16 protein-coding genes are annotated in these 24,538 nt (G+C 55.6%); 9 read left to right on the plus strand and 7 right to left on the minus strand.

Annotated elements, in window-relative coordinates; genetic code table 11:
- Positions 1–249: 249 nt before the first annotated feature.
- From VQ830_RS18545 to VQ830_RS18555, 3 genes are all read right to left on the minus strand, one after another.
- A complete protein-coding gene (locus VQ830_RS18545; protein WP_337269640.1) occupies positions 250–1,581 on the minus strand; it encodes a histidine-type phosphatase in 1,332 nt (443 codons plus the stop codon).
- Between the two features lie 467 nt (positions 1,582–2,048).
- Positions 2,049–4,325, minus strand: coding sequence for an FdhF/YdeP family oxidoreductase (locus VQ830_RS18550; protein ID WP_337269641.1), 2,277 nt, complete (start codon positions 4,323–4,325; stop codon positions 2,049–2,051).
- A gap of 74 nt (positions 4,326–4,399) precedes the next feature.
- Positions 4,400–5,476 (minus strand): catalase family protein, encoded by a 1,077-nt coding sequence (locus VQ830_RS18555; protein WP_337269642.1) that lies wholly within the window; start codon positions 5,474–5,476, stop codon positions 4,400–4,402.
- Between the two features lie 366 nt (positions 5,477–5,842).
- Between VQ830_RS18555 and VQ830_RS18560 the strand changes: the two genes are divergently transcribed.
- From VQ830_RS18560 to VQ830_RS18595, 8 genes are all read left to right on the plus strand, one after another.
- Positions 5,843–7,498, plus strand: coding sequence for an FAD/NAD(P)-binding protein (locus VQ830_RS18560; RefSeq protein WP_337269643.1), 1,656 nt, complete (start codon positions 5,843–5,845; stop codon positions 7,496–7,498).
- A 49-nt stretch (positions 7,499–7,547) separates the two neighbouring features.
- Positions 7,548–8,081 carry a DUF1543 domain-containing protein gene (locus tag VQ830_RS18565; protein ID WP_337269644.1) on the plus strand — a complete coding sequence of 178 codons (534 nt, stop codon included), beginning with the start codon at positions 7,548–7,550 and terminating at the stop codon, positions 8,079–8,081.
- A gap of 244 nt (positions 8,082–8,325) precedes the next feature.
- On the plus strand, positions 8,326–10,422 hold the full coding sequence (locus tag VQ830_RS18570) for a catalase (RefSeq protein WP_337269645.1): 2,097 nt from the start codon (positions 8,326–8,328) through the stop codon (positions 10,420–10,422).
- Between the two features lie 431 nt (positions 10,423–10,853).
- Positions 10,854–11,756 (plus strand): hypothetical protein, encoded by a 903-nt coding sequence (locus tag VQ830_RS18575; protein ID WP_337269646.1) that lies wholly within the window; start codon positions 10,854–10,856, stop codon positions 11,754–11,756.
- Positions 11,753–12,745: a hypothetical protein gene (locus VQ830_RS18580; protein ID WP_337269647.1), complete on the plus strand. Its 993-nt coding sequence runs from the start codon at positions 11,753–11,755 to the stop codon at positions 12,743–12,745. The genes VQ830_RS18575 and VQ830_RS18580 overlap by 4 nt, the downstream gene beginning before the upstream one ends.
- 406 nt (positions 12,746–13,151) lie before the next feature.
- Positions 13,152–15,755 (plus strand): bifunctional diguanylate cyclase/phosphodiesterase, encoded by a 2,604-nt coding sequence (locus VQ830_RS18585; RefSeq protein ID WP_337269648.1) that lies wholly within the window; start codon positions 13,152–13,154, stop codon positions 15,753–15,755.
- Between the two features lie 32 nt (positions 15,756–15,787).
- Complete coding sequence (locus tag VQ830_RS18590) at positions 15,788–17,029, plus strand: type III PLP-dependent enzyme (protein ID WP_337269649.1); 1,242 nt, start codon at positions 15,788–15,790, stop codon at positions 17,027–17,029.
- 2 nt (positions 17,030–17,031) lie between these two features.
- Positions 17,032–18,207 (plus strand): DMT family transporter, encoded by a 1,176-nt coding sequence (locus tag VQ830_RS18595; protein ID WP_337269650.1) that lies wholly within the window; start codon positions 17,032–17,034, stop codon positions 18,205–18,207.
- Between the two features lie 50 nt (positions 18,208–18,257).
- Here VQ830_RS18595 and VQ830_RS18600 read toward each other — a convergent pair whose 3' ends face one another.
- The 3 genes from VQ830_RS18600 to VQ830_RS18610 form a co-directional block, all read right to left on the minus strand.
- Positions 18,258–19,463, minus strand: a complete 1,206-nt coding sequence (locus VQ830_RS18600; RefSeq protein WP_337269651.1) for an adenylate/guanylate cyclase domain-containing protein — start codon at positions 19,461–19,463, stop codon at positions 18,258–18,260.
- Positions 19,464–19,486: 23 nt separating this feature from the next.
- Positions 19,487–21,028: an MDR family MFS transporter gene (locus VQ830_RS18605; protein ID WP_438618231.1), complete on the minus strand. Its 1,542-nt coding sequence runs from the start codon at positions 21,026–21,028 to the stop codon at positions 19,487–19,489.
- Between the two features lie 143 nt (positions 21,029–21,171).
- Positions 21,172–22,404 carry an HlyD family secretion protein gene (locus tag VQ830_RS18610; protein ID WP_337269653.1) on the minus strand — a complete coding sequence of 411 codons (1,233 nt, stop codon included), beginning with the start codon at positions 22,402–22,404 and terminating at the stop codon, positions 21,172–21,174.
- A gap of 129 nt (positions 22,405–22,533) precedes the next feature.
- Between VQ830_RS18610 and VQ830_RS18615 the strand changes: the two genes are divergently transcribed.
- Positions 22,534–23,436 carry a LysR family transcriptional regulator gene (locus VQ830_RS18615; protein WP_337269654.1) on the plus strand — a complete coding sequence of 301 codons (903 nt, stop codon included), beginning with the start codon at positions 22,534–22,536 and terminating at the stop codon, positions 23,434–23,436.
- A 307-nt stretch (positions 23,437–23,743) separates the two neighbouring features.
- On the opposite strand, the gene VQ830_RS18620 is transcribed toward VQ830_RS18615, so the two are convergent.
- Positions 23,744–24,466, minus strand: coding sequence for a GntR family transcriptional regulator (locus VQ830_RS18620; protein WP_337269655.1), 723 nt, complete (start codon positions 24,464–24,466; stop codon positions 23,744–23,746).
- Positions 24,467–24,538 lie beyond the last annotated feature (72 nt).

Below are 24,538 nucleotides of genomic sequence, written 5' to 3' on the forward strand. Positions count from 1 at the left end.
CTCACAGTCCAGGAGCTATTTGCTGCGGGGGTCGCATTGTCTGGCGTAGCGCTCATGTTGAGAGGTCCATCTGTCCGAAAAGAGCGCGCGCCGGGTGCAAATTAAACACGTGGTCAGCGAGCTCCCCGTCGATCAGCATCGAGGTCTTTCGCTCTGCGGTTTTTTACTCGCCTTTATTTCTTGAGAGATCATCCTTTGGCACCTATTCAGATCGCCATAGGCAAATCGGTGATAGCGCCGTCTTAAGATTTATCTCGAACCGTAGCTCTGCTTTGCTACTGCAGTCATATCCAGTTTAGCACGTGTTAGTTCCAGAAACTTATCCAACGGACACGCGCCATCTCGATCGAGCGTTTCGCAGCCCGGCAGGGAAATGTCAGCCTCTATCGGCGGCGTCGTTCGGGTCAAAGCGGAGGCATCGCGAATTTGATCGAGCGACGGCGCAATAAACTTCAGACGGACGTAAAATTTTCCTTCTGCATCGTGAAGCCGTTCGAAGACGAGTGTACCGGTTGGCGGCGTTTCGTCATCGAGGTATGGCGGGATGTGCCAATGAACACCCAGTATCGCGCCAATTTCCGCTTGCTGGGTGTCGGAGCCCGCAAAGAGAATAAACTTCCCGTTCGGCGGGCCATCTGCTGTCGTTGCGCCTGGGGCGCTAGCAACCGCGAGAAGCAGTTGGTTTAGAATATTGGAACCGTCACGGGCCGCGAGATAGGGGACACGCACGCTGAGATCGTACTTGATCTGCCTTAGTTCCGAGAGGCGGATGATGTCCTGCGCCTTCTTCACTGTGCTGAAGGCAACCTTATCCAGTGGAAAACCATTAGCATATTGCAGCAGGAAGACCTGAACCACCGTCGCGGCCTCTTTGAGAGGTCCAACGACTTCGACCGAGGCTGGCCTATCGCCTTTCGCTTTCTTTTCCTTGATTTTCCAAGGGCGGTTGCTCAGGGAGCAAGCAGCTTGCTCCGTGTTTTCGCATAACGCGGGAGCACAACAATTCAGGATCCCATCCAGCTCATGCATCAGCGCTGCTGCCTTTGCGCGCGGTTTGTCGAGGCTACCGCCTGCAGCCTCCAATATGGCGGCCTTTGCTTTCGCCGGATCCACTGCTCCGAGCGAGGTATCACTCGGTGCATAGAGAGGATCGACCGGATGAGCGTCATCTACCTTATTGAAGCCGACCCTCAGACCGCAGCCTGGAAACATAGTGGCAAGCATGACATTACCGGTGTCGATCGTCCGTTGAACGGAGCCATTGGCCCAGCCAAAGACGTCACCGGGAGCCGGACATCCTTCCTTTGGCAGCAGGCCTCGGCTGCGAAGCATGCCGCCTTCCCAGCGTGCAAGTTGCGCGGCAGCCTTCGCACCATGTGGGGTCAATTGACCGTCGGCAACCTCCCATGTCGGCCAAGTCCTGGACGACAAGGCTTCGATTTCCTTGCTATCGGTCTGCGGCCTCACGCCGTGGCGCATCAAGACGACATATTTGTCAAGCGTCAGATCTTGTGCATATGCAGGCGCACAAAGGGTCACCAAGACCAGCAATGCCTTGCAAAGAAACGTTTTCGAAATCAATTTCCTCTCCCGCGCAAAGCCGAGTGTGTCTTGACGGATGGACTGGCAATACCCCACCGCTTATAGACCGACGAGGCAGAAACCCTCAACGGCTTTAACTTTCCGAACAGAAGACCGACCACAGCGCTCCTATGGGAAGGCTTTACGGCAGTTTGGTGAAGGAGTCATAGAATCCGGCGAGCAAAGTGCTTGGCCTATTTGCTTACGTAATAACCGTCTCGTTCGATCGATGTCACGATCTTGCCCGGCTCAATGTCCAGCGGTGCCTCCTCCAAATTCACAGGTTTCCAGGGGACCCACGATTTACCATCTGGATGGCCAGGCCTTGGCGCATTTTGATCCTTCACGACAAGGTAAGGCTCATGCGGCCCCGCGTGATCTGTTGAGAACAGATAAGCGTTCATGAAGACACCTGCAGTTGGTTTTTCGGGCAGCGAAAGGGAAGCTGGAGCGACATAGGCGCAACCTCACAATTCAATACGAACAGGTACTGCTTTCGACGCTGGCGTTTTGGATAGCGCGTCATGATGGTCAATCGCGACAAGAACATTTGCCTCCGGATAATAGGCTCCGATCGTTCCTCTCGGCAGGTTGTGTTCGGTGACCGTGAGGCCGGCAAGCTCGCGCCTTACCCCATCCCTGAAATCGCTGACCAGTGTGACCTTCTGCCCTTCCGATAGCCCGGCGTCTTGAATATCGTCAGGACACATCAAGACGACGTCACGTGTACCCTCGATGCCGCGAAAGCGATCTGAGTACCCGTAGATGGTCGTATTGAACTGGTCGTTCGACCGCATGGTAATAAGACGGTAGCGACCATCGGCATCATCAAACGTCAGCGCGTTGAGTTGACTGGGCGTGGTGAACACGGCCTTCTTCTCTTCAGTCTTCCAGACCCGCTCGTGAGCAGAATTACCGCGGTAGAAACCGCCTGGTTGAAACATACGCTCGTTAAAGTTCTTGAATTGATCCGGATAGGTCGCTTCAATGAGATCGCGGACGAGACTGTAATCGCCCGTCCACTCGTCCCATTTCAGTTTGGGATGAGGGTCTAAGACCGCTTTTGCGATTCCGGTGACGATAGACAACTCGCTCCGCAAATACGCTGAGGCTGGCGTTCTCTTTCCGAGCGATCCCGAAATATGCGAGAAGCTATCCTCAGTCGTGATCGCCTGCGCACCGCTCAATTGATCATCGCGCTCGAGCCGCGAAAGGCATGGAAGGATGTATGCCTTTTTCGCCGGAAATAGATGGCTTCGGTTCAACTTCGTCGACACGACCACGGCCAAGTCCTGCTGGGCCCACGCAAGCTCCATCGCCTTTTGATCAGGAACGGCGCGAACCAGATTGCCACCTAAGGAGATGGTCGCTTTTATCTTTCCGGACATCATTCCTTTTACGGCATCCACAATCGTTACGCCGTCTTCCATCGGCGGATCGAAATCGAACAGGGCCTTGAGCCTATCCATCGGAATGAGTTTGGTCTTTTCTGCTATGCCAACTGTCCGCTGCCCCTGAACATTGGAGTGACCGCGCACCGGACAGCATCCTGCTCCCTCACGGCCGATGTTACCCCGTAAAAGGAGGAGGTTGACGACCATCGCTATGTTCAGAGCACCCATCGAATGCTGGGTCAGCCCCATGCCATAGACACCGATAACTCGTTCTGAGCGGATATAGATGTCACCAGCGCGTCTGATCGCGTCTTCGGTCAAGCCGCTTTCCATCTCGATGGTTGGCCAGTCGGTGCTGCGAACGAGATCGATGAAGCTTTCCAGACCGACCGTATGCTCTGCGATAAAAGCAACGTCGAGAATGCGCGATGCGCCGGTTGCCAAGGCGGCATCGTCCGCTTCGATCACGACCTTACAAAGACCGAGGATCGCGGCAATATCGCCGCCCGCGCGGACTTGAAGATACTTGTCGCTGATCTGTGTCTCACGTCCCGTCAGCATGTCGACCGGGCTTTGCGGGTTGACGAAGGAGACAAGACCCTGCTCGACAACGGGGTTGAACGTGACGATTTTCGCGCCGCGCTTCTTTGCCTCCTGCAGCGGGTGCAGGAAGCGTGGGCTGTTCGAGCCTGGATTTTGGCCGAAGAAGAAAAAGGCATCTGCCTTTTCAAGATCATCCCAGATGATCGTTCCGACCGGAGATCCGATGACCTTCTGCAATCCAACGGAGGTCGTCTCATGGCACATGTTGGAGCTTTGCGGCAGATTGTTGTTGCCATAGGCTCGCGCAAGCAAGGCATAGAGGTAGGAGGCTTCCAAGCCGGCATGCCCAGATGCGTAAAACACCACGCTATCGCGCTGAAGCGATTTCAAGGTGCGGCCGATATCCGTGAAGGCATCTTCCCAGGAAACTTCCACATAGCGATCCGTTGCGCTGTCGTATCTCAGGGGATGTGTTAGCCGTCCGGTCTGCTCAAGGTCATAATCTTTCCAGTTACGGAGTTCCGAGACCGTATGATCGGCCCAGAACTCTGGCGTGCACCTCGCGCTTGTCAGATCTGAGATCGTGGCTTTCGCGCCGTTCTCGCAAAATTCGAAGGGGTGATAATTGACGGGTTTCGGCCAAGCGCAGGAAACGCACATGACGCCACTCGGCTTGTTTTGCCGGGCCAGTTCTTCGAGAATCATGGGCGACGGCCGGTCATCACCGATGATGCGCGCGATGGATTTGACCGATCCCCATCCGCCCGAGGGGCCTTCAGATTCCGGATTTTGCACAGTGTCTGTCATAGAGGCTTTCCATCAAGTACAAAAAGGAAGGCGCTCCCGGAAGGAACGCCAGTGGAAGAAACGCGGAGGGCCGATCACTGAGTGGGTTCGTGCATGGGGCAGCCATTGAACCGTCGCCGGAACTCAGCCGAGTGCAGGTAAGGTTCCCTGCGTGCTCGATTGATGTTTCCTAGGGGGCGATGAGCGTCCAAGCCGGTCCAAACGCTGAATCGCATCTCTTCATCTACCTTCCGCACGTTTGCTTCATCCCAACTATCCTGTTGCATGGCGGTAACCGTCGCGACGGTCACAAACGGCGCGTCCTCCTCAGACCACTCAACAGTGGGGTCTTCTATTGGCTGCTTTTCAAGATCGCGACAGAGTTGGACCTGGAATTCCCAGACAGCCTTCGTTTCCTGCATCTCAGCCCGCACTGTCTCCCGGATGGCATCGTCGCCAAGACGGCGGTTAATTGTGGCTCCCGTCCGCTTGGTCAGGTCACGTGACATCGGCCTCAATTTAAACTTGGCGATGTAGTTTCCATAGCGAAACGGTGTGACGCTGAAATAAGTCTCACCCAGCGGATCAACGTTTGGCGCGCCGCCAAGCGACTGAATAGTCGGGCTCGAAACGCCAACCGCTTCAAGCCCTTTGTTGACGGTTTGGAGCACACTCGACATCACAGTCTTGGTGCCTTCCATCCTGTCGGTGGTTTTGGCAAGGAGCTTCAGGCCAGACAGAAATTTAGCGGCGTTCGGAGCCTGGAATACGGGGCCATTGACCATGATGAAGTCCTGGGTAGAGCCGTCCGCGCCGGGAAGGCGAGGGCCGGTTACATCCAATACCTTCATGGCGAATCCGCGTGGCAGGGAAATGGCGTCAGGCAGGACATCGCCAGCATTGGTCGACAGGCGTATATAGACCTTATGCGTTGCAGGGACCGAAAACAGCCCTTGCTTCAGTTCCTGGGGCAAGTCCGCCGCGATCGTCAATTCTCCTTCGATTATGCCGTGCGCTTTGGCATGAACAGATCGCACAGCACGACCGTAATCCTCGGATGTTGTTCGCATGATAATATCGAATTGGTCGTTCAGGCCGGAAATCGTTTTCTGTTCATCCTCTTGGATGCTCTCGAGATCAGGCGAAAAGCGGATGGGATGCGGTATCGACATGAGGCGCTTTCAATCAAAAATCTGAAACGCCTGGATGGAAGCGAAAGTTCCGCTCGGAAAGAACATCGGAGTGGTCATAAAAAAGCGGCGTATTCGCCAGAATTGCTCCAGCGGCTCCGGTAGGTTCGGTGAGCCCGATGGGTCAATGCAATCGCGACGACGTGGAGGCTTCCGCAGGGGAGCTGAACTTTTTCCCAGCTCCCAAAGATTTGCTGCTCGCACTGCCTATCGCTTAATTACTGATGGCAGCGGAACTTGTCTTGCTGTGGTGCTTTATCGAAAGTCAATCGTGCATGCCAACATCTTCGAGCAAGCGCCCCAAGCGCAGTTCTCGCCCGCCTTAGCTTTCACAGTGTGAGTGGTCAGTTGCCTAAAATTGCCGTTATCGGAGCCGGACCCACCGGCATCTACACTCTAAAACGTCTGCTAGAGAGTGATGTTTCGCTATCCATTACCATCTACGAGGCCAACGCAGATCCAGGCAAAGGCACTCCTTATCATCCTCGCGCTAACGATCCCGCCATGCTTGCCAACATAGCCAGCATTGAACTGCCACCTGTGCGGGAAAGTCTTACCGACTGGCTGCGTCGAAAGACCCCGGCTGAGCTCACGATGCTGGGTATTCAGTCTCAAGGGATCGGAGAACGTGAGTTCTACCCCCGAATTGTTCTGGGTGAGTATTTTCAGGCCCAGTTTCAGGCGCTTGTCATGAGCGCTGCCGAGCGTGGCCATGTCGTGCACGTCAAGCCAAACCATCGCGTCATCGATGTTGAACTCGGCGAGCACGATATCACGGTGAAGGTAAAAACCGCGGTGAATGAGGAAGTCCAGCAGGCTTTCGACCATGTGGTCATGGCAACCGGTCACGATTGGCCCGAGAAAACCGAAACCAAGCCAGGATTCTTCATTTCCCCATGGCCGGCCCGAAATCTCGATACGATCGGGGATGTTTCGGTTGGTGTGCTTGGAACGTCCCTCAGCGGTATTGATGCGGTTGTATCTGTTGCCACATCGCACGGCGCGTTCATGCTCGATGACGAGGAGCAACTTCAATACTTCACAGGGGCAGAGCCAAATTTCCACATCACGATGATGTCGCGGAAAGGCCTCCTGCCTGAAGCTGACTTCTATTGCACTATCCCATACGTTTCACTGACCATATTCACAGACGCTTCCGTTGACCATCTGATAGAGACAGCGGGGGATCGCCTTCTCGACAAATTGTTCGACCTCTTTCGAGCGCAGCTCTTCGCCGATGATCCGGAATATGCTGAACGAATTGGCCTTGGAATGCTGACTGTCGAGACCATCGCAGACGCATATTTCTCCGATCGCGAACGCTATGATCCTTTCACTTGGGCGTCGCTTAATCTTGGCGAGGCCAAGGCCAACAAGGCAAGCAAAACGACGGTTGCTTGGCGCTACTCGATCCTGAGGATGCACGAAGTGCTGCTCCGCGCCGTGCCACGCCTTCAGAAAGATGATCTCAAGCGATTTCATAGGTATTTTAAGACAATGTTCGTCGACGACTACGCGACCGTGCCGCACCAATCGATCGAACGGTTGCTGGCGCTTCATCGCGCTGGACGGCTCTCAGTGCGCAAGTTGGGATCGGACTACGAACTTGAAAGGGAAGGTGTCGACCGGGGCGCTGTTGTTCGCGTCGGCGAGACCGCATATCGGTTCGACGCCTTTATCGATGCCACCGGCCAACACGCCGTATCAGCCTGGGACGTCCCCTTCCCGACGCTCATCCGCCAGGGTGTGGTGCGCGAGGCGCTGACGCAGGAGGCTTCCTCGGTACTAGCGGCCAAGCAGGATACTGCCGTGGTGGCCACAGGAGGGATCGATCTTGATAGTCAATTCCGTCCGCGCTTCGATAAGCCCTTAAGCCACAATCTCTATTGTGTCTCCATTCCCTTTCTTCTTCATAAACTGCCCTTTGTCCAAGGGATCACCAGCGCCGAACAACTCGGTAATACAGTCGCCTCGGCGATTATCGACGAGATTGCTGCAAGCTAAGCTGGGCTTCGCGCTGAAGCAGTTTGAACAAGGAATGGAAGCCGATCGGATGGAAGAAGAGACGTTGAAGCTTTACATGTTCTATGTTGGAGGTGACTGTGGCAACTCGAACATAGAATTGCACGATGTGCGCTTTTCAATCGGCCAGACGGCGGAAGATTGCCGAGACGACCTGCGTCGGCAATGGTGGGGAGACCCCAAAAGCCTGCATCTGGATTGCTGGGGCGAAGTTGAGCAGGCCGATGGCTACGATGTCATTGTCGGCTCGAACACATCTATGCCTGATAACCAGGAAAAACTGTTCTTCCTGAATCTTGGCGGATACGATCGCAGCGAGTTTGGCGAACTTCACAAAAATGTTCTCCTCGTGGCACCTGACGCGAAATCCGCGACGAAGAAGGCGTTGCAGCAGGTTCGCAGTTGGACGTTGCCCCACAAGGACAACGTATTCGAGGTCGAGAAGGCGATCGATCTATCCGCACTCACCATGAACTACGGTCGTCGTCTTCAACTGATGCCCGCCTTGAGAGAAAAGCCGTTCCAGTTCACTTGTGCCTATATCCGTATTGGGACGGAAACATGAGAAACAACGGTGATCGTGATGGCAGGTTGCTGACGTCGCCAGCGACAGCCGTTGAACGGCCGGACATCGGTGAAACGGGGCTTTCTTCCTCTCATTTCCTAGCGCGGCGGTCTTCGCTGTCTAAGCTTCTCTCACTTTCGTTTCTACGAAAGGTTGAAAAGAAAACATTAATTCGCGCGTCCATTGCCGAACATCCTTTTCAACATATGTCGTTACCGATCGATGCAACCAGGAGGACGATGACATGGCTGACACCAACGGGTTTGAGACCAACCGAGGAAAAGGGGGCGAGACCCATCAGCAACTAGCGTCTGAAGGCTCGCATGCTGTGCAAGGCCGTCTGACCACTAATCAGGGCATTCCGATTTCCGACAACCAGAACAGCCTAAAATCTGGTCACAGGGGTCCGACCTTGCTGGAAGATTTTGTTCTGCGTGAAAAAATCTTTCACTTTGATCATGAACGTATTCCCGAGCGCATCGTCCATGCACGTGGCTCAGCCGCACACGGATATTTCGAACTGACGGAATCGCTGAGCGACGTCACATCGGCGGATCTATTTCAGCGCGTCGGTGACAAGGTGCCCGTTTTCGTCCGTTTCTCCACTGTTGCAGGTGGTGCGGGATCAGTAGATACCCCACGCGATGTGCGAGGCTTCGCAGTCAAGTTCTACACGCAAGAAGGAAACTGGGACCTCGTCGGCAACAACATCCCGGTGTTTTTCATTCAGGATGCGATCAAATTTCCGGATCTCATTCATTCTGTGAAGATGGAAGCTGACCGCGCCTATCCCCAGGCGGGAAGCGCCCATGGCACATTCTGGGACTTCGCATCACTCATGCCTGAAACCACGCATATGTTGATGTGGGCGATGTCGGATCGTGCCATTCCACGATCCCTGCGGATGATGCAGGGCTTTGGTATTCACACCTTCCGCTTCGTCAATAAGGAAGGCAAATCGACCTTCGTCAAGTTTCACTGGAAGCCCAAGCTTGGCGTACAGTCAACCATCTGGGATGAGGCGGTGAAGCTGCAGGCGGCAGACAACGATTACCATCGTCGTGACCTGTGGGAAGCGATCGCCACGGGCAATTTTCCGGAATGGGAGCTCGGGGTCCAACTGTTCGACGAAGACTTCGCCAACAAGCTTCCCTATGACGTGCTCGATGCGACTAAAATCATTCCGGAGGAAGTCTTGCCGCTCAAGGTCGTCGGCCGACTGGTCCTTGATCGAAACCCGGACAATTTCTTTGCTGAGACAGAGCAGGTCGCCTACTGTCCAGCCAACATTGTGCCAGGGATCGACTTCACCAACGACCCGCTTTTGCAAGGAAGGTTGTTTTCGTATCTCGACACGCAGAAGTCCCGCCTTGGAACGGCCAATTTCCATCAATTACCAATCAATGCGCCGAAGTGTCCAATGCACAATTTTCAGCGCGATGGCATGATGCAGATGACGGTTCCGAAGGGACGAGCGAATTACGAGCCGAACAGCCTTTCTGCTGCCGGCGAGGAAGGCGGCCCACGCGAGTGTCCCGTGACCGGCTTTCGATCGTTCGAACCTGCGTCGGGTCAAAACGAACAAGGCGACAAGCTGCGGGTACGCGCAGAGCTCTTTGCCGATCACTACAGCCAGGCGCGGTTGTTCTGGAAATCTCAAACCGTATCGGAGCAGGCTCATATTGCATCTTCCTTCGTCTTTGAGCTTTCGAAGGTGGAGTTCGAACACGTGCCGCCACGGGTGATCGCCAATCTCATGAATGTTGATATGGACTTGGCGAAACGTGTTGCCGATGGGCTCGGGATTGATCTTCCAAAACCCAATCCAGCCGCAAAGGAGCCCATGGATCTTGATCCATCTCCGGCTCTGTCGATCCAGAAGAACATGCTCGAAACGCTTGAAGGTCGGAAGATCGGGATCCTTATCGCCGACGGCACGGACGCGGGTGTGCTCACAAAGCTGAAAGATGCTCTCACCAAAGCTGGAGCAACGCCGTTCGTCGTCGCGCCGAAGGTCGGCAAGGCACAGCTTTCCGACGGGAAGGCAATCAAAGCCGATGGCCAGCTTGCCGGGTCGCCCTCTCAGATGTTCGACGCTGTCGCAGTCCTCCTTTCCAAGCAAGGCAACGACATGTTGTTGCGCGAAGCGGCCGCGATTCAGTGGGTCATGGATGCGTTTGGCCATCTGAAGGCTGTTGGTCATTCTCCTGAGGCCATGCCATTGCTGCAGAAGGCGGGGGTCGAGCCTGATGATGGTGTCTTGGAATTAGGTGACGCGTTCATGGCGGCCGCCACCAAGCGATACTGGGATCGTGAGCCGAAACTGCGACTTCTTGCCTGACCTGATACCAGATCGCGCCACCGTTGATCGGTGGCGCGATGACGACAAAGAACTTTGTAGGCCAGTGAATAAGCCTCGACGACGTTCGGCTTTCGCTGCCTTTCCTGTTTGAGGGTGAGGTGGTAACGCCAGCGATGCTTTCATCAATGCGCGCACTCGCTTATGAGGCAACGGCGATCGACGCGCCAAAAGCCGACGTTTGAGCGGTCTTCGGCAGACCCGACGGATGTGTGAGCATGATTTAACCTGAAGCGCTGATAAGACGTATCGGCTTTGACGGCATCGAAACGAGAACAGTTTCGTCGCGGCACAGGCCTGGATTGTTCTCGTTTCTTCCGCAAGCTACAAACAAGCTCACCGAACATAAGATGCATCTAATTCAATCGTATCTCGATTTGTCGAGATCCTAGAATTGGGAATCGGTGTCTATCATGCGCATTGCTGCATGCCTTTCGGGAATGGGTCGGACGGCGGCCTACTGCAAGCCCTATCTTGATCGGTTCTTCCGTGGCCACGCGGTCGATTATTTCATTCATGCCTGGCCAAATGACACGGATCATCTGGCCTTATACGCCCCAAAGGCCGTTTCTCTGAGAGAGCCCTGGGACATTGCGCAAAAAGAGCGCGCGGTCATTTCTGCCTTCCGTCAATATGGCTTCATCGGACGCATTCCTATGTATTGGGGGATCAGCCAAGCTATCGGTTTGGTCCCGGAAGAAGGCTATGACCTGATAGTTCGGCTCAGACCCGATGTCGTGCCGCTGATGCGGCTGAATGCATCCCTGTCGGATGTCGGCGAGGGAACCGTTTCCTTCGCCTACTGGATGCAGGATCCTATGCATAGATGGTCTCCACCATCGGATTTTCTGCGTGTGAACGACGAAACGCTTGCGGGCTATCACGATCATCTTTTCTTCGGCAGGCCTGCAGCCATGCGCCATTTCGAACGAGCATATGACCTGATCGAGGACTATTGTGCTTCGGGCCTCGGTGTTCGCTTCACGCCAGCGCAATTCATGCACTATCTGATTGCAGCAAGTATTCCCAATCCTCGCCGCGCGCCGATCAGCTTACACCTCATCGATGAGCAGCACGCAAAGAGCGCTCTTGCGCTTTATGAATTCCGGCCGCGCTCCGAGCGTACCCGCCCCCGTGATCTGCAGCGTGTCGCCGCTTACCATCCCGATCTTGCTCCTATCTTCGCCGCCGAGAGGCCGAAGATGGCGCCAACAGAAGACTGGTTCGAACGTTCCTGGGCCGGCTCGCAAGGCAGCCCCAATTTGCGCGGTGGAGCAAAGCGGATGGCACAACGCATTCACGGAGGCGCACTATGAACATGTTGGTACCCGTCTCCTTCTTCAAATATATCCCGGGGGACACTCGACAACTCGATCTGATTTTCAGTCAATGCTTCGTCGCGCCGGGTCAATTTGCGATCGAACGATTGCTCACTGATAACCGGCACCACTGCGTCTTCCTGAACACGGCGAACAACGATTTTTACCAGCATGGCGTGCCCGGATTGGGCACGAGCGTGGATGAGACCGCCGCGACCCTCAGGCAATTCGCTAGGCAGATCGGCGTGACCCGGATCCGCTGTCTCGGTATGAGCATGGGCGCCTCTGCCGCCATCCTTTTCGGTTCGTTGCTGGGCGCCGATCGGGTCGTCGCCGTGGGACCGGAGATCGAGATCGGTTTGCCATTTCATCGCAGCGAATATCACAACAGGGACAAGCGCTTTCACCTAAGCCACCGCCTTCTTGCGCCCCATGTTGCCGCACTGGGCGACAGGCTGCACCTTACCTTTCCCGCCTACGACATGGGCGATTGGCTGCATGCAGCCATGGCAACCGAAATTGGCGCGCCCTTCCTGTGGATCCGGCAGTTTCACTCAGGCGGTCAATCCATCGATTGGCCTGCGCTTCTGGCAGCCGATGCCTGCGAAAGCCCGCTCAGGATGTTTCTAACGACAGGCACCGAAGAACCTCTGCCACCCGCGCAGCTGCGCTTTGGCGCGGCAGCGCATATCGCCTTTTGTCGTAAGGACCATAAAGAGGCCGTCCGGATTGCAGCACACCTCTTCGACATCAAACCTCTGGCTGGACTGGCTTTCTTCATTGCCGCCAACTTGTATTGCCAAGGGCTGATTGCAGAGGCGGATATCTGGTTGCGCAGGACACTGGCTCTCGATCATGAGGGGCTCGCGAGGCCCATCCGCTTTGATTACGATTACTCCCATTGGCTTCCCAATCGGGAGCGCGCCTTGATGCGTGAACGGCTGTCCATATTACGCGGGCTGACACGGCCGGATCCATCGTCGTAATGAACGCAAAAGACCTACCTGATCACTCTGAAATAATCGATGGCGCCGGTGCGCTAGAAAAAAAGCCTTGTCAGGACGAGGCCGCCGATGGCAGACACCATTTTGAACGCGGGGACATGGACATAACGCCAAGCTCGAGGTCACGCCATTATTAAGGGTGCGCAGTTAGGAAAGGTGGGTCACAGCGCCGAAACCGAACCTACGCTTGCCTCACGACGCGGTGTAATCCACGCTCGCCCCGGCCCAGCTTTGCTCGACCGACCGAAGTCCTTTTCATGGGGAAGAATCAGCAATAATTAATATATCGTAGTAATGAGTTAACCAGGACGCATGCTCTGTTCACGCGTTGTAACAAATTATTGTATATTTCCGACGAGTGTCTCCCGATCTCATCCGGGAGCGTTAGATGTTTTCTGAGCAGGTTTCCCAAAAGTCATTTAGCGGCGAGCGGTTTACACGGCATATTGTCGTACCAACGGCCGCATTACTCATTATTGCCATTACCCTCGTCCTTGCTTTTCTAATCATTTCAGCTGACCGGCAAAATAAACTCGAGGTTGTCGCTTCGACCCGGCTTGCTCACACAGCTCTGGCCGTCAAGACGAGAGAGGTCGCACGCAACCTCAAGGACTATGCCGTCTGGGAAGACGTTTATAACAATCTCTATCTGAAGGTTGATACGCAGTGGGCTGGAACCGATGGAAACATCGGTAAGAACATCTTTGAAGGCCTCGGTTACGAGGCAGCCTTCGTCATCAGCAATACAGGCAAAACCGTTTACTCCGTCATTGAAGGAAAGCCACAGGAAGCTGACGCCTTTGCAGTTCTCTCCTCAGGTCTTCCTGCTCTGCTTCAACGCGCGCGTACTGAAAACGAGCCTCTTACCGGGATGCTCAAAAACGGAAGTGATGTGGTCATTGTCGCCGCAACGCCTATCCTGCCGCCATCGATTGACCGCAATAGCGTTGACCGCAATTCCCTCTCCATTTTGGTCTTTTCCAAGAAGATCAACGAGTCGTTTCTGAGCCGCATGGGCCAAGACTATCTTCTGAATGATCTGGCTATCAATCCTCCGGGGAGCCATCCAAGCGCTGCTCATTTCGACCTCAACTCCATTGATGGTGAGGATCTTGGTGCAATCAGCTGGGTGCCGGCCAAGCCCGGTTACCAATTGCTCCCTCTTCTTGCGCCGCCGCTTGCCATCTGCGCCGTGATCCTGATGGCTTTTGCTGTTGTCGTGGTTCGCAACATTCGCCGCTCCTCATTGGCGCTGGAAGCCTCCGCCAAGACGGTTGCAGCCTATGCGCAAACCCTGCAAGAGAGCGAAGCCCGCTTCAAAGACGTCGCAGAGGCATCGTCAGACTGGATATGGGAATGTGACTCCCAGCTGCAAATCATGTTTCTATCGACACGTTTTTCCGAAGTCACAGGCATTGCTGCAGCCAATGTGCTTGGCAAAACCATGCAGAAGTTCTTCCAGAGCGAAAGCGATAGCGGCGGCTGGACGAGCCTGATGGAAGATATTGCCGAGGGGCATGCCTTTCGTGATCTGCGATGCCTCTATAAGGACGCTCGCGGCATGACGCGCATATGTCGTCTGGCGGGTAGACCGATCAAAAATACGGATGGAGCTTTCATCGGCTTTCGCGGCACGGCAACCGACATTACCAAGGAAGTGGAGGCTCAGGCGCGCGCAAGCCATTTTGCACTTCATGACGCGTTGACCGGTCTGCCCAACCGCGTTCTTTTCAGAGAGAGGCTGAATAGTGCTCTGAACGAAACCAAGAAGGCCAAGTCTAGTGTCTCGGTTATTTGTCTTGATCTCGATCATTTTAAGGAGGTGAATGATACGCTCGGCCATGGAGCTGGCGACATTCTCCTCCGGCAACTTTCGCAAAGATTGCTCGAGTGCGTTCGTGCAAGCGATACCGTGGCGCGGCTCGGGGGAGATGAGTTCGCCATCATCCAGGTCGGTGTCGACCAAGCCTTCGAGTCCGAGCAGCTGTCTCGCAAGTTGATCGAAGTCGTCAAGCAGCCGTTCGAGATCGAGGCACAGGAGTTACATGTCGGTGTGAGCCTTGGGATTGCGTTTGGCGATACAGCCGACGGTGATGCAGAACGCCTTCTCAAAAACGCGGATATTGCACTTTATCGGGCAAAGCAGGCCGGCCGTGCGACATTCTGCGTATTCGAACCGCAGATGGACCAAGAGCTGCAGGAGCGTAAAGCGCTAGAACATGACCTGCGCCAAGCTGTACTGAAAAACCAGCTTGAACTGCATTATCAGCCGCTGATCGATGTCACGACCAAGAAAGTCGTCGCCGTCGAGGCACTCGTGCGCTGGCGTCATCCGAGCAGAGGTCTCGTCCCGCCATCCGATTTCATCCCAATGGCAGAAGAGACTGGTCTCGTCATTGCAATTGGCGAATGGGTTCTCGACACAGCTTGCCGCCAAGCATTGCAGTGGCCGGATATCCGAGTGGCCGTCAATCTCTCGCCCGTGCAATTCAGGAGTCGTGATCTTATAGGCCTCGTCACGGACGTTCTGGCGCGTACGGGTCTAGAGCCTGGTAGGCTTGAGCTTGAGATAACCGAGAGCGTTCTGATCAATGACGTTGACTCCGCCTTGTCGATCCTGAACGCCTTGAAAGACCTTGGCGTGAAGATTGCGATGGACGATTTCGGAACAGGCTATTCCTCGCTCGGCTATCTGAATTCCTTCCCATTCGACAAGATCAAGATCGACAAATCGTTCATCGGCGACATGAGCGAAAAAGATAAGTCCGGCGCCATTGTAAAGTCGGTGATCAGCCTTGGTCAGTCGCTCAACATGATTACGACCGCCGAAGGTGTCGAAACCGCCGAACAGGCGAGTTTTCTCAAAGAAGAAGGTTGCCATCAGCTGCAGGGCTACTTGTTCAGTCGTCCTGTCAGTGCCAGCGAGCTCGAAAGCTTCATATCGAACTGGAGCGGGGACGAAAACCAATTCCCCACCGAAGCGGCAGCCTAAGAAACAAACAATACAACGAATAAGGACCTAAAATGAACGCTCATAAGATGCGTCTGAGCGACTATGCCTTTAACGGCGTCCACGAATTCCTGGAGCGGGTCGAGACCGCAAGGCCGGTTATTGAACGGTCGCGTGTGGTGGGGCCGGCGCTGCCGAGTTTCGAAAATGTTGATGCAGTGATTGCAGAGCTTCAACCTGCAGAGCCTGTCTTCTGCATTGAGCCATCGAAGTTGCGTGAAGCAGCCAGGCGCTTCAGTGCCTTTCCGGGCCGCGCACTTTATGCGGTCAAATGCAACCCACACCCGCTTGTCCTTGAAACCTTGTTCAATGCTGGGATTGCCGACTTTGACGTTGCTTCGCTTGAGGAAGTGCGTTTGATCGACAGTCTGTTCGGGTCTGCCGCCGGCCAGTTCTTCAACAATCCGGCCAAGTCACGGCCCGCCATTCGAATTGCTTCGTCCACTCACGGCATCAGATTTTATACGGCCGACTGTGAAGACGAGATCGAGAAGATTCTACAGGAAGCAGACACGGGAAGCGACCTGATCATCGCGGTGCGTCTTGCGACCAAACCTGCGGACGCAAGATATGTGTTGTCGACAAAATTTGGCGCTCAGCCAAACGAGGCTGTGCGTCTCTTGAAAATGATCCAACAGCGGGGTGTTAAGGCCGGTATTTCATTTCATGTTGGCTCACAGTGCTTGTCTCCTGTCGCATTCTCAGCCGCTATCGCTCTTGCCGGTAAGGTGGCGGACACTGCCGGTGTGACGCTGAGCGTTCTGAATGTCGGTGGCGGTTTCCCCGCTCCTTATCCGGGGGATCGGGTCCAGGGAATCGAAAGCTATTTCGCGAGCATTTTCCACGCAAAGGGCGGTATCAATCTGCCAGCCGGCTGCCTCCTGCTTTGCGAACCTGGTCGATCTCTCGTTGCAGAGGCGGGCACCACAATTGCCCAGGTCGTGGTCCGGCGTGGTAAGTCGATCTATATCAACGACGGAGTTTTCGGGACGCTGCAGGAATTGACCCATCCAAAGGAAAACCGTCCCGTCAGGCTTGTTCGTAGTCACTCAAGGCCGGCCGGCGTGACTGCAGAGTTCAAGGTGTATGGACCCACCTGCGATTCCAACGATGTACTCGGTGCACCAATTTCCCTCCCAGGCGATGTTCAGGAAGGCGATTGGATAGAATTCGGCATGATGGGCGCTTACAGCCTTTCAATGCGGACTAAATTCAACGGTTTCCACACCGATAAGCTCGTGATGCTCGGAAACTAGCGATGTCGACCCGTCATGCCACTTCCAATCGTGCCATCGCAACGCTCGTCGGTGCGGTTGGGGTGGTATTGTGGGCGACAGAAACGATGCTCGTGACACTGACGACGTCGATCCCGCCGCTACAGACAGTCACGCTTTCGTTCTTTTTCGCCGCGGCCATGTCTCCCTTCGTATGGCTGATCACCGGTGCCCATCCGCTTGAGGCGTTTCGGCAACCCCCACGGGTCTGGGTGCTGACAGTTGGTTCGCTCGTCGGCTATCACGGCTGCATCTACTATGCGACGCAACAGGCACCGCCCACCGCTGCCGCTCTGCTACAATCAACCACCCCTTTGATCATCGTCCTTGCTTCGGCATTCCTCCCGGGCGAACGGCTTCGGTGGTGGCATGTGGTGGGTGCCATGATCGGTTTTCTCGGTGTGCTCCTGCTTGTCGATACAGCTGAAAGCACCTCAGTTACCCACTCGTCGGTCTTCTACCTCGCGCTCATCGGCATAGCAGCGGGCTTTTGGGGTCTTTACTCTGTCATTGCCAGACTGTTGCCGGACGTGCCCTCGACAGCACTTGGAATGTTCTACGCAGTCTCTGGGCTGATCACATTCTTTGCCCATCTGACGCTTGAGACCTGGGTGGCTCCAACCCCATTAGAATGGATCGCGATCGCCGGGCTAGGCGTCTTTCCGATGGGTTTGGCGATCTACTTGTGGGACTACGGCCTGAAAAAAGGCGACATGCAGGCGCTCGGCGCATTTTCCTACGTGGAGCCGTTCATCGGAGCAGTTTTTGTCGCCATATGCACAGGTGTGGCTCTGACGCTATCACTGCTGTGGTCTGGTCTGTTGGTCGTCGCTGGTGCAGTTATTGCAAGCGCCAGCCTGTGGGAAAAACGCAAAGCTGCACCTACATTGCGGAAGACTGAAACTTCCGAGTGGTTAGCGCTCGTCAGCAAGATTTCATCGGAAGACGAGCTGCAAGACGTGAAGACGGCGGTTTTGACGCGACTTTCGTGGTACGGTCAAGATGAACAAGCCGCGCTAAAGGTTGAGCCGGAATTGCGCGCATTGCTTCAAGCACTCATGTATATTTTGCAAATCGAAGAAGGCTTATCCGAGAATTGTGAAGCGGACAACTGTCAATCCGGTCGGACGACTGCCGATATTTGCGATGTTGCAGCTTGATGCGCGAAAGCCGGGGAAACGATCTGGCCTTTCTCTGACATGTCGCCTTGTCAGCCTGCCATGGCATAGAGTTCCAGCGTCTCCTTAAGGCCCTTCAACTTTTGCGGGCCGATCGAAATGGCATCGTGGAGGCATGCGTTTTCACGGAACGAGCCCGACATCAAAAGCTCTTTTCCGCTCTCGCTACAAATCCCTTGAATGCGGCTGACAATGTTGACGTCCGGCCCGATAAGCGTGAAATCCATGCGACTGCCAGATCCGACATTACCGTATCGAACCTCGCCGTAGTGAAGCGCGATGCCGACCTTGATGCGAATGCCCTCATAGGCGAAGGTTTCAATTTCAGCGAGGATCGTCTTTGCAGCCACCAAAGCGGCGTCGCATGCCCGTGCAGCATCGATATTCGGGAAGAAAGCGAGAACGGCATCGCCCATGAATTTCAAGACCTCACCGCCTTCGCGGGTAATCGCTGGCACAGCCTTTTCGAAGTAACTGTTCAGCAAGCCGATGACGGTGGTACCAGGCAGCTGATTAGATAATTCAGTGAAGCCACGCAGATCGCACAGCAGAAGTGCGGCCTTTATCGACTCGATGTCTCCGCGGCGGATGTGGCCAGCGAGGATGCGGCTTGCCGTCATGGGGCCGATGTAGGTGTCCAGCAGGCTAAGCTCGCATTGACGCAACACGCGCAACTCGCAGGCGTTGCGCAACGCTGGCACAATGCGCTCGATCAAGTCCTGCTCGAGCACGGAGAAACCACCCGGGCGACGGGTCGCAAATACGGCCGTGCTGATCGGCCCATCCGCATTGCAGAGCGGCGCGATCAGCAGTTGCACGAGCTTTCGTTCGGCAAAAATGTCGATATGCTGCCACGGACCATGCGGACTTTCGCCTGGACCGACGATTAACGGTTCGCGCATGCCCTGAGCCTTGAGAAGGGGCGTATTGGCAAAAGCAAGCCGTGATGCATGTTCCCGGTCGTGGATCTCGATCGGCTCTCCGGGCGCCCAGGCAAAGGTGCGGCCAACGAATTCGGGATGTAGCGTGGTCAGATGCAAGCTCAGTCTGTCAACGGGAAGGCCGAGCGCCTGCAAGCGGCGTCCGAGACCGGAAACAAGGCTTGCCTCGTCGAGAGCATGGCACTCGTCTCCCGTCAGCCACTCGATAAGGCCCAAGCCGGCCGGCGCGTTGTTTCGGATGTGTCGCGAGCGAACGCTGCGGCTTGAACTTTCAGGTGTGTCGTGAAACGACATCATTGCGCTGTCCACTTCTTGCTAGTTTAGTGGGCGCCGCCTGCTGAGACGGGGCCACCCTTTTTGAGGAACAGGCTGGCCAGCAAGGCAATGACAAGCGCCACCCCAAGCAGATAGAACGTGTCGCTGAACGACATGATGTTCGCCTGCTTGCGCAGGCTTGCAGCCACGGCGACGATGGCCTTATGCGTGGCCGCCGACTGATCACTTACACCATGGCTCATGAAGTAATTGGTGAGTGCGGCGACACGGGCTCGCGTTGCCTCTTCGAACATGGAGACCGAGTTGGTGAGGATGTTCGAATGGTACTGCTCCCGCTTGGCTTGAAATGTCTGAAGCATCGCAATGCCAACCGCGCCGCCTAGGTTTCGCATCATGTTGAAGAGCGCCGAGGCAGAGCCTGCATTTTCTTGCTCGATGCCGGCCGTTGCGATGGCGGTCAGCGGTGTGAAGGCCAGTGCCTGGCCGACGGCGCGCACGATATTCGGCCAGAAGAGTTGATCGCTGGCATAGTTACCGGTCATATGAACATTCATGAAGTTCGAGATGGCAAAAAGCGCAAAGCCGGCGACGACGAGCAGCCTGGCATCGAAACGCTTCATCACCCGCGGAACAAGCGGGATCAGGATCAGCTGTGGAATGCCCGTCCAGGCAAGCACTAGCCCAATCTGTTCCGAATTATAGCCCTGAATCCGCGTCAGATAGATGGGCAGAATGAACACGGAGCCGTAGAGGGCAACGCCCATCATAAAATTCGCGATGATTCCGAACCCAAAGTTGCGGCGAACCAGAAGACGCAGATTAAGAAGCGGATGAGCGGCTCGAAGCTCAACGATCAGGAACAGGGCCAGCGAGACCGCTGCGATGACGGAAAGGCGGACGATGAAGGGTGAACCGAACCAGTCATCCTTGTTGCCCTCTTCAAGCACGGTCTGCAGGGCGGCAAGGCCTATAGCCATGGTGATGATGCCGGGCCAGTCGCCCTTGGCAAGAAGGGAAAGGTTCATTGGTGCGCGGTCCAGCGAGATCCAGAGCATACCGATCATCAGCACACCTGGTACGAGATTGACGTAAAAGATATATTCCCAACCCCAATTTTCGGTGAGATAGCCGCCTATGGTCGGGCCGATTGCGGGCGCGAAGGTCGCCGAGAGGGCAAAGAGGGCAAGACCCATCGGCTGCTTGGGTTTCGGTAGCAGCGTGATGATGATCGTGAAGGCCATCGGGATCAGCACGCCGCCTGAAAAGCCTTGGATGGCTCGCAGCGCGATCATCTGTTGCAGGTTTGCCGCAAAGGCGCAGGCGACCGAAAAGATGAGGAAAAGGACGGCATTGGCCAGCAGATAGTTGCGCACCGAGAAGACCCGGGCGAGCCATGCACTAAGCGGAATGACAACGATTTCGGCGATCAGATAGGAGGTGGATATCCAGCCGCCATCATCTGTGCCGGCGCCGATTGCACCCTGGATATCGGCAAGCGAGGCGTTGACGATCTGGATATTCAAAACCGCCATAAAGGCGCCGAGCGTGGAGCCGATCACTGCCGTCCACATACGCAGCGGACTCATAGTGGGGCGCGCCGCCGCCGGTGGGGCAGTTCCCGCGGGTGTGAGATTGCTGTTAGCGGCGGGCTGAATGGTGTTCACGATGCTTCTCCTTCCGGCAAAGCCGGAATAATCTCATGCCGGTGCTAAGTTCGATGACGTGAAGATCAACCGGCGTGGCCAGACGATCCTCCTGCGTTGGCGGTTGAGGTCTGGAAGGCCTTGGTGTCGATCTCTGGTTCGACGGACATGCCCGAGCGCAGCAAACCGGCAAGATGCTCGTCGTCGATTACGATCTTCACCGGAATGCGCTGTACGATCTTGGTGAAATTGCCCGTCGCATTGTCGGGCGGCAGCAGCGCGAATTCGAGCCCGCTTGCCGGTGACACGCTGTCGACATGACCCTTGATTGTCACGTTTGGAAAGCTGTCCACTTTGATATCAACCGACTGTCCGGGGCGCACAAAGGTCAACTGCGTTTCCTTGAAGTTGGCGACAACATAGACCGAGTTCAGCGGCACGACAGCCATCAGCTGTGTGCCTGAAGTGACATATTGCCCGATGCGGATTGAGCGGGCGCCAATCGTGCCGTCGACGGGGGCGACGATATTTGTATAAGAGAGGTTAAGCTCGGCCTGCTGAACCGCAGCGGCCGCACGGTCGCGTTGGGCAACGGCCTGATCGCGCTGTGTCTGCAAAACCGGAACCTTGTTCTGCGCAGCAACGAGCGCTGCCTGGTCCCGTTCGACGGCGGCTGCGGCTTGCTTGCTCGCCGATTGCGTTTCCTCGGCCCGCGATTGCGTGCCGGCCCCGTTGCTGATTAGCCGGGCTTGACGGGCGGCATCGGATTGCGCGTAATCGAGGGAGGCCTGCGAAGCGTCGACCGTTGCCCTGGCCTGTCCGATCAGCGATTGCTGCAGGAGAATTTGGGCGTCGATATTGGAGATCGCCGCGTCTGCTGCTTTCAGGTCGGCCTTGGCCTGTGAAAGAGCAGCTTGAAAGTCGCGGTCATCAATGCGGGCTACAACCTGTCCAGCCTTGACGCTGTCGTTGTCATTGACAAGCACATCCTTGATGTAGCCGGCAACCTTCGGAGCTACGGTGGTGTAGTCGGCTTTTACATAAGCATCGTCGGTCGATTCGATGAAACGGCCGACCGTCCAGTAATGATAGCCGAAATCGGCGCCGAGAGCGACGCCGGCAACAAGGGCGGCAATCAATAAGCCGCGCTTAACAAGCTTGCGGCCTTGTCTGGGCTTACCCGTCGCAGCAGGGGCCAGCGCGTCCACCACAGGCCCCTTTGGAACCTCGGTCGCAGGGGATTTTGCTACCTCGCCGACAGGGGCAGCATCGGCTTGGTTTGCATTCTTGAACGCCTGTTTGCGGGGAAGTTCGACCATCGTCCATTTCCTTCGGTGTCTTCACCCCAATCCTGGGGTATTTTTGATGGTGAGAAGATGCGCTGGAAACGGGCTTCTGATAATCTCTGTAAATCTGGAAGCATCATCAACTCACAGTGGATAATCAGAATGGATCGGCTGACCAGTCTCACAGTCTTTGGTCGGGTCGTGGAGTGCGGTGGATTTTCCGCCGCGGCACGCCGGCTCAATATGTCCGTCACTATGGTCGGCAATCACGTGCAGTCGCTGGAAGATCGCCTGGGGGTGCGATTGTTGAATAGGACAACCCGCAAGGTCAGTCTGACGGAAACAGGGAAGTATTACTATGAACGCTCCGCACAAATTCTCGCCGATCTCGACGAGGCCGACCGAACCGCTGGCGCCCTCAGCACGACGCCGCGCGGCACGCTGAGGATTTACACCGCTGGCGCCATCGTTCGTTTTCTTCTTCCCGTAATCAGTGAATTCATGACGCTCTATCCCGCGATCTCACTGGACTTCAGTGTCGGCGAACGTTCGATCGACATGGTTGAGGAGGGCTATGATCTGATGATCCGCACCGTGCCGGCGCCAGAATCAGCTCTTATCTCGCGGAAGCTGACGCCTTGGCGGCATATGTTGGTCTGCACCCCGGACTATCGTGATAGCCACCCAATACCAAAGGTGCCAGCGGATCTCCTCGCGCATAACTGCCTGCAATATGCCTATTATCCTTTTGGCGACGAATGGCGCTTTGTGGACGTCAACGGCAAGCAGGAAAGCATCAAGATCTCGGGCAACGTGATGACCAATAGCGCCGAGACGCTTCGATATCTGGTTGAAAACGGGCGAGGCATATTTCTAGCGCCTAGCTTCGTCGTCTTCGAGGACGTGGCGGCCGGGCGCCTCGTACGCATGATGCCGGATTATGAGGCAGTTGAATTCACCATCAGCGCCATTTATCCAAACCGCAGCCATCTCCCGACCAAGGTCAGACTGTTCATCGACCTTTTGGCAGAACGCTTCACCGAACATCGCAAATGGATGTCATGATTGTGCCGCCTTCCTTCTCATTCCACAATCGCGGCAGCTAAACGCTGGGCTGGCCTTTTCCCTGGGCTGGCTAGTAGGTTTGGAGCTCAGCTGGGAGTGTTTGCACAAGACCCTGGGGGTTTCGGCGAAGAATGACCAGCCAATACGGTTGGTCCGACTGGGTCGCGATAGCAGGGACTTCGGCTTAAACCTTGGCTCGTGAGCTCTCGTCTCGTTGAGAGCGATTGATTTGTTGATTTTCGGAGAGACGATATGCTGTTTGACCTAGCCAACGCAAAAGCGCGCGAAGGCGATGTCGAGGCGACAACTACGCTTTAGCGAACACTCTGACCATGTCGAACGACACCGGGCGGCGCCGATCAAGAGCCAAGCCATCGCGAATTTCAAGGATATGCTTGCGCATAAGGGCCACAGCCTTTTCAACGTTACGATTTTTGCAATATTCAATTAGCTCGTCATGATGGTGATGCCAACCGGCCATGCCCGATTGATTGTCGAACAGATTGACGATCAGGCTGGTACGCGCGACAAGAAGTCTAACCTGACTGGCGAGGATCAGGTTGCCGGACAAATCTGCCATCAGCGTGTGGAACCCACCAGATAGATGGATAGCCTCGCGAATGTATCCCTGCTCGCGAAGTTTGTGCTCCTGCTCAATGTTTTCGCGCAGTTTCGCGATCGCTCTCGGATCTGATGCCTGCGCCACCGCCTCGGTCGTACCGGCTTCGATGGCGACACGCGCGGCGAACACCTGCCGTGCCTCGTCAGCATCAGGAGCGGCAACAAAGGCGCCGCGGTTGGGAATGAAGACGACGAGCTTTTCCCAGTGGAGCCGTTGCAGGGCCGTTGCTACCATGCGGCGTCCGATCCCGAAAGCCTCCACAAGCGCCAATTCCGTCAACTTGGTGCCCGGCATAAGCCGCTGATCGACGATGGCGTCGAACAGATGTTGATAGGCAGCCTCCGCGTTGTCCGTGCGCGGCCGGTTGCGTTCGTTCATCACGCCCACCAAACGTGTTTTTTGGCTCATCTTTGTGCTCCCACGCTTAAACGATGCACACAAAATTGCGCACAATTTTGAGCGCAGCATTGTTTTTCTAAT

The sequence above is a fragment of the Oryzifoliimicrobium ureilyticum genome, from assembly GCF_037199735.1.
GTDB lineage: Bacteria > Pseudomonadota > Alphaproteobacteria > Rhizobiales > Rhizobiaceae > Rhizobium > Rhizobium ureilyticus.

Excerpts from the sequence above, each read along its gene's own strand:
- VQ830_RS18575 (WP_337269646.1), top strand. The coding sequence starts at position 10,854 with ATGCGCATTGCTGCATGCCTTTCGGGAATGGGTCGGACGGCGGCCTAC.
- VQ830_RS18595 (WP_337269650.1), top strand. The coding sequence starts at position 17,032 with ATGTCGACCCGTCATGCCACTTCCAATCGTGCCATCGCAACGCTCGTC.
- VQ830_RS18555 (WP_337269642.1), bottom strand. The coding sequence starts at position 5,476 with ATGTCGATACCGCATCCCATCCGCTTTTCGCCTGATCTCGAGAGCATC.
- VQ830_RS18550 (WP_337269641.1), bottom strand. The coding sequence starts at position 4,325 with ATGACAGACACTGTGCAAAATCCGGAATCTGAAGGCCCCTCGGGCGGA.
- VQ830_RS18600 (WP_337269651.1), bottom strand. The coding sequence starts at position 19,463 with ATGATGTCGTTTCACGACACACCTGAAAGTTCAAGCCGCAGCGTTCGC.
- VQ830_RS18585 (WP_337269648.1), top strand. The coding sequence starts at position 13,152 with ATGTTTTCTGAGCAGGTTTCCCAAAAGTCATTTAGCGGCGAGCGGTTT.
- VQ830_RS18570 (WP_337269645.1), top strand. The coding sequence starts at position 8,326 with ATGGCTGACACCAACGGGTTTGAGACCAACCGAGGAAAAGGGGGCGAG.
- VQ830_RS18565 (WP_337269644.1), top strand. The coding sequence starts at position 7,548 with ATGGAAGAAGAGACGTTGAAGCTTTACATGTTCTATGTTGGAGGTGAC.
- VQ830_RS18610 (WP_337269653.1), bottom strand. The coding sequence starts at position 22,404 with ATGGTCGAACTTCCCCGCAAACAGGCGTTCAAGAATGCAAACCAAGCC.
- VQ830_RS18620 (WP_337269655.1), bottom strand. The coding sequence starts at position 24,466 with ATGAGCCAAAAAACACGTTTGGTGGGCGTGATGAACGAACGCAACCGG.
- VQ830_RS18580 (WP_337269647.1), top strand. The coding sequence starts at position 11,753 with ATGAACATGTTGGTACCCGTCTCCTTCTTCAAATATATCCCGGGGGAC.
- VQ830_RS18615 (WP_337269654.1), top strand. The coding sequence starts at position 22,534 with ATGGATCGGCTGACCAGTCTCACAGTCTTTGGTCGGGTCGTGGAGTGC.
- VQ830_RS18605 (WP_438618231.1), bottom strand. The coding sequence starts at position 21,028 with ATGAGTCCGCTGCGTATGTGGACGGCAGTGATCGGCTCCACGCTCGGC.
- VQ830_RS18590 (WP_337269649.1), top strand. The coding sequence starts at position 15,788 with ATGAACGCTCATAAGATGCGTCTGAGCGACTATGCCTTTAACGGCGTC.